The sequence below is a fragment of the Klebsiella sp. V115_8 genome (assembly GCF_029967715.1).
GTDB classification, from domain to species: domain Bacteria; phylum Pseudomonadota; class Gammaproteobacteria; order Enterobacterales; family Enterobacteriaceae; genus Klebsiella; species Klebsiella quasipneumoniae.
Map to the genome: position 1 here is coordinate 1 of NZ_JASCAR010000032.1, position 12,400 is coordinate 12,400.

Here is a 12,400-nt window from a genome sequence, read left to right on the forward strand (position 1 = left end):
GTCGCCTTAGCCGGGCTACCGACTGTCGCCTTAGCCGGGCTACCGACTGTCGCCTTAGCCGGGCTACCGACTGTCGCTTTAGCCGGGCTACCGTTCGGGATTATCGTGGTAGCCCGGGGAAGGCGCATCGCGCCGCCCCCGGGACACGGCTAAATCGCCAGCGCCAGCTTCGTGCCCTGGGCAATCGCCCGGCGCGCATCCAGCTCCGCCGCCACGTCGCAGCCGCCGATCAAATGCACCGTTTTCCCCGCCGCGCGCAGCGGATCCGCCAGCTCGCGGCGCGGCTCCTGACCGGCGCAGATCACGACATGATCCACCGCCAGCAGCTGGCGCTCGCCGCCGATCGTCACGTGTAATCCCTCATCATCGATCTTCTCATAGCTGACCGCCGGGATCATTTTCACGCCGCGCGCCAGCAGCGTGGCGCGGTGGATCCAGCCGGTGGTTTTGCCGAGCCCGTCGCCCGGTTTGCTCGCCTTGCGCTGCAGCATCACAATCTGTCGCGGGCTTTGACTCAGCTGCGGGCCTTCAGGACGCAGCCCGCCCGCCGTCCGCAGGCTGGTATCGATACCCCATTCGCGACAGAACTCGCCGATATCCTGGCTGGTGGCCCCCCCCGACTGGCTTAAATACATCGCGGTGTCGAAGCCGATGCCGCCGCAGCCGATTATCGCCACCTTCGCGCCAACCGGCGCTTTATCGCGTAAGACATCCAGGTAGCTGAGCACCTTGGGATGATCGATCCCGACGATCGCCGGCAGGCGCGGGGCAATGCCGGTGGCGAGGATCGTCTCATCGAACGCCAGCAGATCGTCTGCCGTGACGCGGGTGTTCAGACGTAGATCGACGCCGTTAAGATCGAGCATTCTACGGTAGTAGCGCAGGGTTTCATGAAACTCCTCTTTGCCGGGGATCTGTTTGGCGATATTAAACTGGCCGCCGATCTCCGGGAGGGCATCGAACAACGTGACGTGATGACCGCGGGCGGCGGCGTTAACCGCGAAGGCCAGACCGGCAGGCCCGGCGCCGACCACCGCCAGCCGCTTAGGGGCGTTGGCAGGCAGGACCGGCATCAAGGTTTCATGGCAGGCGCGCGGGTTGACCAGACAGGAGGTGACTTTGCCGACGAAGATCCGATCGAGACACGCCTGGTTGCAGCCGATGCAGGTGTTGATCTCATCGGCGCGATCGCTCTGCGCTTTCGACATAAATTCGGCATCGGCAAGGAACGGGCGGGCCATTGAGACCATGTCGGCATCGCCGCGGGCGAGGATCGCCTCCGCGACCTGCGGATCGTTGATGCGGTTGGTGGTGATCAGCGGGATCGACACCGCGCCCTTCAGTTTGCGGGTGACCCAGCTAAAGGCGCCGCGCGGTACCGGAGTGGCGATGGTCGGAATGCGCGCTTCGTGCCAGCCGATGCCGGTGTTGATGATCGTCGCCCCCGCCGCCTCGATGGCTTTGGCCAGCGCGGTGACTTCCGCCAGCGTGCTGCCGTCGTTAACCAGATCGAGCATCGACAGACGGTAGATGATAATGAAATCGTGACCGGCGCGCTGGCGCACGGCCTTGACCACTTCAACGGCGAAACGCATCCGGCGCGCGTAATCGCCGCCCCATTGATCGTTGCGCTGGTTAGTGCGCGCGGCGAGGAATTCGTTAATCAGATAGCCCTCAGAGCCCATCACCTCCACGCCGTCATAGCCTGCTTCCCGCGCCAGCTGGGCGCAGTGGGCAAAATCATCGATCAGCGAGAGGATCTCGTCGTGGCTCAGCTCATGAGGGGTGAACCGGTTAATCGGCGCCTGCAGAGAAGAGGGGGCGACCAGCGCGGGCTGGTAGCTGTAGCGCCCGGTGTGCAGGATCTGCAGGGCGATTTTACCGCCTTCCTGATGTACCGCGTCGGTGATCTGGCGATGATGCGCCAGATGGCTGGCATCGTTGAGTACCGCGCCGCCGGCCATGGTCACCCCGGACGGGGCGGGCGCGATGCCGCCGGTGACGATCAGCGCCACGCCGTGCCGCGCGCGCTCGGCGTAAAAGGCCGCTAACCGTTGCGCGCCGTCGGGCAGTTCTTCCAGACCGGTATGCATGGAGCCCATCAACACGCGGTTTTTGAGGGTAGTGAAGCCCAGCTCAAGCGGGGCGAAAAGCGACGGATAGCGGCTCATAATGGCTTCCAATGTAAAATTATTGTTATGTGGTCGGATGAGTTACTAATTTAGCCGTCGTGAAGAAAAAGGGAAAAGGGGAGTGCGGTGATTGTGATGGGATTCAAAGAACGGCGAAGCGTTGCCTCTCTCCCAAAGGGAGAGGGACAAGCGGGCACTGAAAATCAGGCTTCGCGCCGAACGGTTCCCTCTCCCGCCGGGAGAGGATTAGGGTGAGGGGGAAGACACAGCGCGCTGGCGGCGTTCGAGGCCCGGCGCCTGCCACATCGACGTTGTCAGCCCGCTATCGACAAGACCAAGCTGATCGGCATAGACCGACTGCCATTTGCTCATCATCTCCTGATACAGCTCGCGATGCTGCGGATTAGGGGTGAACTCGCGGTGCCAGCTCACTAACTTTTCTCCGGCGCTGGCCATGTCGCCGTACAGCCCGGCGCCAGCGCCGGCGGCGATGGCGCAGCCGAGGGCGGTGGCTTCGCGGACCACCGGCACCCGCACCGGCAGGCCGGTGACGTCGCTGAGGATCTGGCTCCACAGCGCTCCCTTCGAGCCGCCGCCGGCAAACACCAGGCTATCGAAAGTCACCCCGGAAAACTGCGATATCTGCGCCAGGTTGCAGGCGGAGACAATCGCCGCGTTCTCCTCCAGGGCGCGGAACAGAGTGGCTTTATTGCACTTCTCCGGATCGATGGAGAGGTTAATAAACGACGGCGCGGCGTGGTACCACTGCTTAAAGTGCATGGCGTCGGAAAAAATAGGCATCACGCCGTGGGAACCGGCGGGTACGCGGCTGGCCATCTCCTCCAGCAGCGAATAGGCATCGACGCCGAGGCGCTCGGCAATCAGCTTTTCTTCAGCGCAGAAGGCGTCGCGGAACCAGCGCATGGTCAGGCCGGTAAAAAAGCTGATGGACTCCGCCTGCGCCATGCCGGGAATGACGTGAGGGTTAACGCGAATATTCATCTGCGGGTCGGTGCGCACCTGCGGCAGATTCACCACCTGCTGCCAGAAGGTGCCGCCGAGCACTGCGCTTTGTCCGGCGCGCACCACCCCGAGCCCCAGGCAGCCGAGCTGCACGTCGCCGCCGCCCATCACCACCGGCGTCCCGGCGCGCAGGCCGCTCTGCTGGGCTGCCGCTTCGGTGACGGCGCCCAGCAGCGTGCCGGTCTCTTTCACCGGCGACAGCATATCGGCGCGCAGCCCGGCCATATCCAGCAGCGCCGGACGCCAGTCGCGGCTGAACAGATCGAGCATGCCGGTGGTGCCCGCGTTTGACGGGTCGACCGCCAGCTCGCCGGAAAGCTTCGCCGCCAGCCAGTCGCTGATCATGGTGATGGTCGCCGCCTTGCGGTAGATATCGGGCCGATGGTGCGCCAGCCACAGCAGGCGCGGCATCGCGCTGAGCGCCAGCGTTTGCCCGGAGACCTCGTACACCTCGGATTCAAAATGATAGTCGTGGATCTCTTTAAGCTCCGCGACTTCGCGGCTGGCGCGGGCATCAACGTTGGCGCAGGCCCAGATGGCCTCGCCGTTGCGGTCATAGAGGACGATCCCTTCGCGCATCGAACAGCAGGCGACGGACTGAATATCGGCGGGAGAGAGCCGGGCGGCGTCGAGCGCCTGGCGAATGCACTGGCAGGCCAGCTGCCAGTTGGTGGTAAGGTCGAACTCCATCGAGCCGGGGACGTTATCGACGCTCAGGTGTTTCCATTCGGCCTGGCCCACCGCCAGCTGGCGGCCATTGAGATCGAAAATGACCGCCCGAATGCTGCCGGTCCCGGCATCTAACGCTAACAGGTAACTCATGACATGCGCCTCGCTGTTGTCGCGCGGCGCCGGGCCTTCAGGAGGCCAGCGCGAGCACCGCGCGTGCTGTTGTCTCTTCCGTTACCAGGCCATTAATCCGCTTGCCAGTCAGAGCGGCATGAATCGCCTGCGCTTTTTGTTCTCCCCCGGCGACGCCGACGATGGTCGGCAGCTGCGCCAGCTCATCCAGGGTCACGCCGAGCAGTTCCCGATGGATCTCCAGCCCCTCTACCGGCCGGCCGTCGGCCTGCAGGAAATAACCTAAAATGTCGCCGACCGCCCCTTTGCGGGCGTACATCAGCTGTTCGCCCTCGCTGATATAGCCGGAGCGCAGAATGGTCGCGTCGCGCCGCTGATCGATAGCGCCAATGCCAACCACCGCCGCGTCCGCCGCCGTCGCCGCCAGCATCACATCGCGCACGCTGGATTCGCGGCGCAGGATTTCGGCGACCTCCGCCGACGAGACCCGCAGCGGCGCCGGAATAATGCTCACGCTGCAGGCGGCATCCAGCTGACCGATGCCGGTCATATAGGGGCCGACGCCGCCGGAGAGGGTCACCAGCCGCACCTGCTGCGAGCCGATAAAGCCGCTGAGATGCTGCAGGCAGCTCATGGTGGCTTCGCCGAAGCCGACCGCCAGCAGCTGTCCCGGTTGCAGAATCCCCATCAGCGACTGCGCCGCGCCGATCCCCAGCCGGGTATTCATCGGCGGGGTGTTGAGCGCCGGCAGCACGCGAGCAATCTTGAGGCCAAAGCGCTGCTGGAGTTCGCTTTCCAGCGCCAGACAGCCTTCATAGCGCGAGTTGATCTGCACGCGGATCACCCCGGACTGGCGACCCTTCTCCAGCAGGCGGGAAATCTTCAGCCGCGGCAGCCCCAAACGCTCGCCGATGTCGTTTTGCGTCAGGCCGTCGTGGTAGTAACACCACGCCACCCGCGCCACCAGCTCTTCCTCGGCTAACGCCAGCCCGGCGTAGCGATGGTCTTCCGTAATGCGTTTTTCGCTCATAAATTGAACTCTTATAAAAATTTAGATCATATGTTCGCTATTGCGCGGCCGGAAAGTGTGAGCCGACTGGCAAAACGGATCTTTCCTCTCTGGCCCCTTTTTTCCGGACGATCTAAAGCGCCAAACTGTGATCTTCGCACGGTTGTAAATATAGTTCACCGTCTACGCTTTTGAACATTATTAAATTTAAAAATCATTTGTTCAAACGAGGCGCGACGATGAAGCCACTGCTTGAAGCTCGCCAGATCCGCAAACAGTTCTCCGGCGTTGCCGTGCTGAAGGGCATCGACTTTACGCTATGCGCGGGCCAGGTGCATGCGCTGATGGGGGGCAACGGCGCGGGTAAATCGACGCTGATGAAGATCATCGCCGGCGTCGAAACCCCGGATAGCGGTGAACTGACGATCGGCGAACGCGCGTTTGCGCGCCTTAACCCGGCGCTGGCCCACCAGCTGGGCATCTATCTGGTGCCGCAGGAGCCGATGCTGTTTCCCAACCTCAGCGTGCGCGAGAACATTCTTTTTCGTCTGCCGAAGCGGGCGGATACCGCCGCGCGGCTGCAGGAAAAACTGCAGCAGCTGAACTGCCAGATCAACCTGGACGCCAGCGCCAGCACGCTTGAGGTAGCCGATCAACAGATGGTCGAGATCCTGCGCGGCCTGATGCGCGAGGCGCGGATCCTGATCCTTGATGAACCCACCGCCTCTTTAACGCCGGGCGAAACGGAAAGGTTGTTTCAGCAGATCCGGGCGTTGCAGGGGCTCGGCGTGGGGATCGTCTTTATCTCGCACAAACTGCCGGAAATCCGCCAGCTTGCCAGCCATGTGTCGGTGATGCGCGATGGGGCGGTAGTGCTCAGCGGCGAAACGGCGGGCTACGGCGACCAACAGCTTATCAGCGCCATGACGCCGGCCAGCCGCGACCATGCGCTGAGCGACACGCAAAAGCTGTGGCTGGCGCTGCCGGGCAACCGCCGCACCCAGGCGCAGGATTTTCCCGTTTTGCGGGTGGAGGATCTCACCGGCGAAGGTTTTATCGATCTCAGTCTGGAGATCCGCGCCGGGGAGATCGTCGGCCTCGCCGGGCTGGTGGGATCCGGGCGCACCGAATTTGCCGAAACCTTATACGGCCTGCGTCCGCCGCGCGCCGGGCGGATCTGGCTGGAGAACCGCGAGATTAGTCAGGAGAGCACCCACGCCAGGCTGGCCAGCGGGCTGGTCTATCTGCCCGAAGACCGCCAGGTCTCCGGGCTGTTTCTCGATGCGCCGGTGCGCTGGAACACGGTGATGTTCAATCAGCCGTCGTGGTGGCAGCAGGGGAAACGGGAGGCGGCGGTGGTCGAACGCTATCACCGGGCGCTGGGGATCAAGCTGGCCGATGGCGATCAGCCGGTGCGTACCCTCTCCGGCGGCAACCAGCAGAAGGTGCTGCTGGCGCGCTGTCTGGAGGCTAACCCGCTGCTGTTGATTGTTGATGAACCGACGCGCGGCGTGGATGTCTCCGCCCGCGCCGATATCTATCAGTTGCTGAAAAGCGTTGCCGCGCAAAATGTGGCGGTGCTGATGATCTCCAGCGATCTGGATGAGTTCGTTGGCCTGGCCGACCGGGTGTTGGTGATGCATCAGGGCCGCTACAGCGGCGAACTGGCGCGGCAGGCGGTGACCGTCGATCGCATGATGACCCTGGCCTTTGGAGGGCAGGCATGAAAACGTTACTCAAGAATCGCGAACTGAGCGCCTTCTTCGCCATCGTGGCGCTGTTTGCCGTGCTGGTGGCGCTCAATCCGGCCTATTTCAGCCTGCAGACGCTGGCGATGATTTTCGCCAGCTCGCAAATCCTGTGCCTGCTGGCGCTGGGGGCAACGCTGGTGATGCTGACCCGCAATATCGACGTGTCGGTGGGCTCCACCGTTGGCCTGAGCGCCATCGCCGTTGGGGTGGCGCTGAACAACGGCTACGGGCTGGCGACGGCGATCGCCTTCGCGCTGGCGATTGGCGCGCTGGCCGGGGCTTTTAACGGCCTGCTGGTGGTGGGGCTGCGCATTCCGGCGATCGTCGCCACCCTCGGCACGCTGGGGTTGTATCGCGGGGTGATGTTGCTGTGGACCGGCGGGAAATGGATCGAAGGCTTGCCCGATAGCCTGAAATCGCTCTCGGAGCCGCTGTTTATCGGCGTCTCGCCGCTGGGCTGGCTGGTGCTGGCGCTGCTGCTGGCGGGAGCATGGCTGCTGTCGCGCACCGCCTCTGGGCGTGATTTCTATGCCGTTGGCGATAACCTCGCCGCTGCCCGCCAGCTGGGCGTGGCGGTCAACCGCACGCGGATGCTGGCCTTTACCCTCAACGGTATGCTGGCGGCCTGCGCCGGGATCGTCTTCGCCGCGCAGATTGGCTTTGTGCCCAATCAGACCGGCAGCGGCCTGGAGATGAAAGCCATCGCCGCCTGCGTGCTGGGCGGAATTTCGCTGCTCGGCGGTACCGGCACCCTGCTCGGCGCGTTTCTCGGCGCCTTCTTCCTCACCCAAATCGACACCGTGCTGGTGCTGTTCCGCCTTCCCGCCTGGTGGAATGACTTTATCGCCGGCCTGGTACTGCTCGGGGTGCTGGTCCTTGATGGCCGCTTGCGCCAGGCGCTGACCCGCCATCAGCGGGCGCTGAAGTACAGCCGTTTCCAGCCCGGCAACAAAGGGGGCAAACAGGTTGCCCGCTTTTCCGAACGCAAAAGCAAAGAGGTGGCGTAAATGAAGCTGAAGCTTAACTGGGAAAGCGCGCTGCTGGCGTTGTTAGTCGTGGAAATCCTGCTGTTCGGCGCGCTGAATCCGCGCATGCTGGATCTCAATATGCTGCTCTTTAGCACCAGCGACTTTATCTGCATCGGCATCGTCGCGCTGCCGCTGACGCTGGTGATCATCAGCGGCGGGATCGATATTTCGCTGGGCTCGACCATCGGCCTGTGCGCCATCGCCCTCGGGGTGATGACCCAGGCGGGCTGGCCGCTGTGGCTGGCGGTGTCGCTGACGTTGCTGCTGGGGCTGCTGTGCGGGTTAATCAACGCCGCGCTGATCCACTACACCGGCATCAGCCCGCTGGTGATCACCCTCGGGACGCTGTATCTGTACGGCGGCGGCGCGCTGCTGCTTTCCGGCATGGCCGGCGCCACCGGCTATGAAGGGATCGGCGGCTTTCCCGACAGCTTCACCGCCTTCGCCAATTTAACCCTGGGCGGGCTGCCGCTGCCGCTGGTGCTGTTCGCGGTCATCACCTTTCTCTTCTGGCTGCTGGCCCATCGCGGGCGCTTTGGCCGCCATCTTTTTTTACTCGGGCAAAACCCGCGCGCCGCCCGCTATGCCGCGCTGTCGGTCAACGGCATCCCGTATGTGCTGTATGGCCTGGTGGGCGTGGCGTCGGCAGTGGCGGCGCTGGTGATGGTCTCCTATTTTGGCTCGGCGCGTTCGGATTTAGGCCGTGACCTGCTGATGCCGGCGCTGACCGCGGCGGTGCTCGGCGGGGCCAATATTTACGGCGGCTCGGGATCGATACTGGGTACCGCGCTGGCGGCATTGCTGGTGGGGTATCTGCAACAGGGTTTACAGATGGTCGGCATCCCCAACCAGGTGTCGAGCGCGCTGTCAGGGGCGCTGTTGGTGGTGGTGGTGATGGGGCGTTCGCTGAGCCTGCACCGTGAATGGGTGCGCGCGACCTGGCGGTGTCTTTTCTCGCGTAAAACAATCGGAGCATAAACATACGATGAAAACCAAACGAATCCTCCAGACGAGCGTCCTGGCGCTGGCGTTAAGCGTGGCAACCGCCCAGGCGGCGGACCGCATCGCCTTTATACCTAAGCTGGTCGGCGTGGGCTTCTTTACCAGCGGCGGCAACGGCGCGAAAGAGGCGGGGAAAGCGCTGGGCGTGGATGTCACCTATGACGGCCCCACCGAGCCCAGCGTTTCCGGCCAGGTGCAGCTGATCAACAACTTCGTCAACCAGGGCTACAACGCGATTATCGTCTCCGCCGTCTCGCCGGACGGCCTGTGTCCGGCGCTGAAGCGGGCGATGCAGCGCGGGGTGAAGGTCCTGACCTGGGATTCCGATACCAAACCGGAGTGCCGCAGCATCTATATCAATCAGGGCACCCCGCAGCAGCTCGGCGGCCTGCTGGTGGAGATGGCGGAAAAGCAGGTGACCAGGCCCGCTGCCAAAGTGGCGTTTTTCTACTCCAGCCCGACGGTGACCGACCAGAACCAGTGGGTGAAGGAAGCCAAAGCCAAAATCGAAAAAGAACATCCGCAGTGGCAAATCGTCACCACCCAGTTCGGCTATAACGATGCCACCAAATCGTTGCAAACCGCCGAGGGGATCTTAAAAGCGTATCCGGATCTTGACGCCATTATCGCGCCGGATGCCAATGCCCTGCCGGCGGCGGCGCAGGCGGCGGAAAACCTCAAGCGCCAGGGCGTGGCGATCGTCGGCTTTAGTACCCCCAACGTGATGCGCCCGTACGTGGAGCGCGGCACGGTGAAAGCCTTTGGCCTGTGGGATGTGGTTCAGCAGGGCAAAATTGCGGTTAACGTCGCCGATCGTCTGCTGAAAAAGGGCGATCTTAACGTCGGCGACAGCGTTGAGGTGAAAGATATCGGCTCGCTGAAGGTCGAACCGAACAGCGTGCAGGGCTACCAGTATGAGGCGAAGGGCAACGGTATCGTGCTGCTGCCGGAGCGCGTGGTGTTCAGCAAAGAGAACATCAATAACTACGACTTCTGACGGAGGATGAGATGGCTGATTTAGACGATATCAAAGAGGGCAAGGACTTCGGCCTCGACCGCCCGCAGCAGAACACGCTGTATACCCTGAAAGGCTGCGGCTCGCTGGACTGGGGCATGCAGTCGCGGCTGGCGCGCATTTTTAATCCGCACAGCAACCGCACGGTCATGCTGGCCTTCGATCACGGTTACTTCCAGGGACCCACCACCGGGCTGGAGCGCATCGATCTGTCGATTGCGCCGCTGTTCGAGGAAACCGACGTGCTGATGTGCACCCGCGGCGTACTGCGCAGTCAGGTGCCGGCCGCGACCAACAAACCGGTGGTGCTGCGCGCCTCCGGCGGCAACTCGATCCTCAGCGAACTTTCCAACGAGTGCGTGGCGGTGGCGATGGAAGATGCGCTGCGCCTGAACGTTTGCGCAGTGGCGGCGCAGGTCTATATCGGCAGCCAATACGAACATCAGTCGATCAACAACATCATCAAACTGGTGGACGCCGGCAACCGCTACGGTATGCCGGTACTGGCGGTGACCGGCGTCGGCAAAGAGATGACCCGCGATGCGCGCTACTTCTCGCTGGCCAGCCGGATTGCCGCCGAAATGGGGGCGCAGTTTGTGAAGACCTATTTCGTTGAGGAAGGCTTTGAAAAAGTGACCGCCAGCTGCCCGGTGCCGATCGTCATCGCCGGGGGGAAAAAGCTGCCGGAGCATGAGGCGCTGGAGATGTGCTGGCGGGCGATCGACCAGGGGGCGTCCGGGGTGGATATGGGGCGCAATATCTTCCAGTCCAGCGCCCCGCGCGCAATGCTGAAGGCGGTGAAAAAGGTGGTGCATGAGAATCTGAACGCGCGCGAAGCGTACCAGTTCTGGCAGGAAGAGAAACAGGGAGAGCGGAAATGAATGTGACGCTGGTGGAGATCAATATCAAACCCGAGCGGGTGGATGAGTTTCTCGAGGTGTTCCGCGCCAACCACGAAGGGGCGCTGCGGGAGCCGGGCAACCTGCGCTTTGATGTCCTGCAGGATCCGGAGGTGAAGACCCGCTTTTTTATCTACGAAGCCTATAAAGACGATGAAGCGGTGCTGGCGCACAAGAAGACCCCGCACTATTTAGCCTGCGTCGAAAAGCTGGAAGAGATGATGTCGCAGCCGCGGCAGAAGCGCAGCTTTATCGGCCTGCTACCGCAGGTGTGAGGGAAATCCAGAGCAGAAGATAATCCCGGTCCTCTTCCATTGGGAGAGGACCGGGGGGAGGGGCAGTTTATTACGCCTCTTCAACCGAGACGCGCAGGGCCGCCAGCGCCTTACGCGCCGCCTTCAGCACCTGCTCGCACTGCTCAAGGGTGAGCGTCAGCGGCGGTTCAACGCGGATCGTCTTGGCGTTATTTAACGTCCCGGCGACCAGCACCCGCTGTCTGAACATCTCGCTGGCAAAGTCGTAGCCAATCTCGTTATCGACAAACTCGATGGCCATCAGCATGCCTTTCCCGCGCACTTCATTCACCAGGTCCGGATACTCCTGCGCCAGCAGGCGGAAACCGTCCAGCAGCATATCGCCTTTCTGCGCCGCCTGCGCCGGCAGGTTTTGCGTCAACAGCACGTTGATGGTCGCCAGCGCCGCCGCACAGGCCAGCGGGTTGCCGCCGAAGGTCGTGGTGTGCAGGAACGGGTTGTCGAACAGCACCGAGAAGACCTCTTCCGTCGCCACCGTCGCGCCGATCGGCATCACGCCGCCGCCGAGCGCTTTCGCCAGACACAGAATGTCGGGCTGAACGTTCTCATGCTCGCAGGCGAACATCTTGCCAGTGCGGCCCATGCCGGTCTGCACTTCGTCGAGGATCAGCAGGGCGCCAAACTCGTCGCACAGCTTACGCACCGCCGGCAAATACCCCGTCGGCGGCAGGATCACGCCCCCTTCGCCCTGAATCGGCTCAAGGATCACCGCCGCGACGTCGTCGCCGGTTTTCTTGCACTCGCTCAGCATGGTGCGCATGGCGTTGATATCGCCGAACGGCACATGGCGGAAGCCCGGCAGCAGCGGCATAAACGGTTTGCGGAAAGTCGACTTGGCGGTGGCCGACAGCGCGCCCAGCGATTTGCCGTGGAAGGCGCCGCTGGTGGCGATGAAGGTGAATTTACCGCGCGGCGACTGATAGGCTTTCGCCAGCTTGATGGCCGCCTCTACCGATTCGGTACCGCTGTTGCAGAAGAAGCTGTACTTCAGTTTGCCGGGCGTTAAGGCCGCCAGGGTTTTCGCCAGCATCGCGCGTAGCGGATCCAGCAGTTCCTGACTGTGAAGCGGTTGTTTCGCGAGTTGATTCTCGACGGCGGATACCACAACTGGATTACGGTGCCCTACATTGAAGATGCCAAACCCGCCAAGGCAGTCGATAAACTCCTGTCCCTGGGTGTCGACAAGCGTATTTAACCCTCCCGCTTGCCACTCTACGGCTCCGTAATCCCCGCCGGCTGTGACCGATTTTCGATACTCTAAAAACCCCGGATTCACATGCTCTTTAAAGTATTCTCTGACCTCCTGGTTAAGTGCTTTCATTTCCTCATGGTCAAGCGTGCGCTTTTCAATGAGATTCAGTGCGTGTGCGCTGCAGGCCAGAGCCGATGCGCTGGAAGGTAACCTGTTCAAAATGTGCTCCTGGGG

General features: G+C 62.6%; 10 protein-coding genes. 6 read left to right on the forward strand and 4 right to left on the reverse strand.

The genetic code is table 11. The annotated features are described in order from the left end of the window. Positions 1-149: 149 nt before the first annotated feature. The 3 genes from QLG03_RS14255 to lsrR form a co-directional block, all read right to left on the reverse strand. Positions 150-2,171 (reverse strand): NADPH-dependent 2,4-dienoyl-CoA reductase, encoded by a 2,022-nt coding sequence (locus QLG03_RS14255; protein WP_282473652.1) that lies wholly within the window; start codon positions 2,169-2,171, stop codon positions 150-152. A gap of 207 nt (positions 2,172-2,378) precedes the next feature. After that, on the reverse strand, positions 2,379-3,977 hold the full coding sequence (lsrK, locus tag QLG03_RS14260; protein WP_110243496.1) for an autoinducer-2 kinase: 1,599 nt from the start codon (positions 3,975-3,977) through the stop codon (positions 2,379-2,381). A gap of 37 nt (positions 3,978-4,014) precedes the next feature. Further along, a complete protein-coding gene (gene lsrR, locus QLG03_RS14265; protein ID WP_050533712.1) occupies positions 4,015-4,986 on the reverse strand; it encodes a transcriptional regulator LsrR in 972 nt (323 codons plus the stop codon). 218 nt (positions 4,987-5,204) lie between these two features. Between lsrR and lsrA the strand changes: the two genes are divergently transcribed. The 6 genes from lsrA to lsrG are packed head-to-tail and all read left to right on the forward strand — an operon-like array spanning position 5,205 to position 10,935. Then, positions 5,205-6,692 (forward strand): autoinducer 2 ABC transporter ATP-binding protein LsrA, encoded by a 1,488-nt coding sequence (gene lsrA, locus QLG03_RS14270; RefSeq protein WP_101992014.1) that lies wholly within the window; start codon positions 5,205-5,207, stop codon positions 6,690-6,692. Continuing rightward, positions 6,689-7,723: an autoinducer 2 ABC transporter permease LsrC gene (gene lsrC, locus QLG03_RS14275; protein WP_255988842.1), complete on the forward strand. Its 1,035-nt coding sequence runs from the start codon at positions 6,689-6,691 to the stop codon at positions 7,721-7,723. Before lsrA ends, lsrC begins: the two co-directional genes overlap by 4 nt. Beyond that, the gene (gene lsrD, locus QLG03_RS14280; RefSeq protein WP_147734072.1) at positions 7,724-8,722 is read left to right on the forward strand and encodes an autoinducer 2 ABC transporter permease LsrD; all 999 of its coding nucleotides are present in this window, start codon (positions 7,724-7,726) and stop codon (positions 8,720-8,722) included. 7 nt (positions 8,723-8,729) lie between these two features. Further along, positions 8,730-9,743, forward strand: a complete 1,014-nt coding sequence (lsrB, locus tag QLG03_RS14285) for an autoinducer 2 ABC transporter substrate-binding protein LsrB (protein WP_064155346.1) — start codon at positions 8,730-8,732, stop codon at positions 9,741-9,743. An 11-nt stretch (positions 9,744-9,754) separates the two neighbouring features. Then, positions 9,755-10,642: a 3-hydroxy-5-phosphonooxypentane-2,4-dione thiolase gene (gene lsrF, locus QLG03_RS14290; RefSeq protein ID WP_023291072.1), complete on the forward strand. Its 888-nt coding sequence runs from the start codon at positions 9,755-9,757 to the stop codon at positions 10,640-10,642. Continuing rightward, on the forward strand, positions 10,639-10,935 hold the full coding sequence (gene lsrG / locus QLG03_RS14295; RefSeq protein ID WP_004181386.1) for a (4S)-4-hydroxy-5-phosphonooxypentane-2,3-dione isomerase: 297 nt from the start codon (positions 10,639-10,641) through the stop codon (positions 10,933-10,935). The genes lsrF and lsrG overlap by 4 nt, the downstream gene beginning before the upstream one ends. A gap of 70 nt (positions 10,936-11,005) precedes the next feature. Here the strand turns inward: lsrG and ygjG are convergent, their stop codons facing one another. After that, positions 11,006-12,385, reverse strand: a complete 1,380-nt coding sequence (ygjG, locus tag QLG03_RS14300) for a putrescine aminotransferase (RefSeq protein ID WP_023291071.1) — start codon at positions 12,383-12,385, stop codon at positions 11,006-11,008. Positions 12,386-12,400 lie beyond the last annotated feature (15 nt).

Excerpts from the sequence above, each read along its gene's own strand:
- lsrC (WP_255988842.1), top strand. The coding sequence starts at position 6,689 with ATGAAAACGTTACTCAAGAATCGCGAACTGAGCGCCTTCTTCGCCATC.
- lsrB (WP_064155346.1), top strand. The coding sequence starts at position 8,730 with ATGAAAACCAAACGAATCCTCCAGACGAGCGTCCTGGCGCTGGCGTTA.
- QLG03_RS14255 (WP_282473652.1), bottom strand. The coding sequence starts at position 2,171 with ATGAGCCGCTATCCGTCGCTTTTCGCCCCGCTTGAGCTGGGCTTCACT.
- lsrK (WP_110243496.1), bottom strand. The coding sequence starts at position 3,977 with ATGAGTTACCTGTTAGCGTTAGATGCCGGGACCGGCAGCATTCGGGCG.
- lsrG (WP_004181386.1), top strand. The coding sequence starts at position 10,639 with ATGAATGTGACGCTGGTGGAGATCAATATCAAACCCGAGCGGGTGGAT.
- lsrF (WP_023291072.1), top strand. The coding sequence starts at position 9,755 with ATGGCTGATTTAGACGATATCAAAGAGGGCAAGGACTTCGGCCTCGAC.
- lsrD (WP_147734072.1), top strand. The coding sequence starts at position 7,724 with ATGAAGCTGAAGCTTAACTGGGAAAGCGCGCTGCTGGCGTTGTTAGTC.
- lsrR (WP_050533712.1), bottom strand. The coding sequence starts at position 4,986 with ATGAGCGAAAAACGCATTACGGAAGACCATCGCTACGCCGGGCTGGCG.
- lsrA (WP_101992014.1), top strand. The coding sequence starts at position 5,205 with ATGAAGCCACTGCTTGAAGCTCGCCAGATCCGCAAACAGTTCTCCGGC.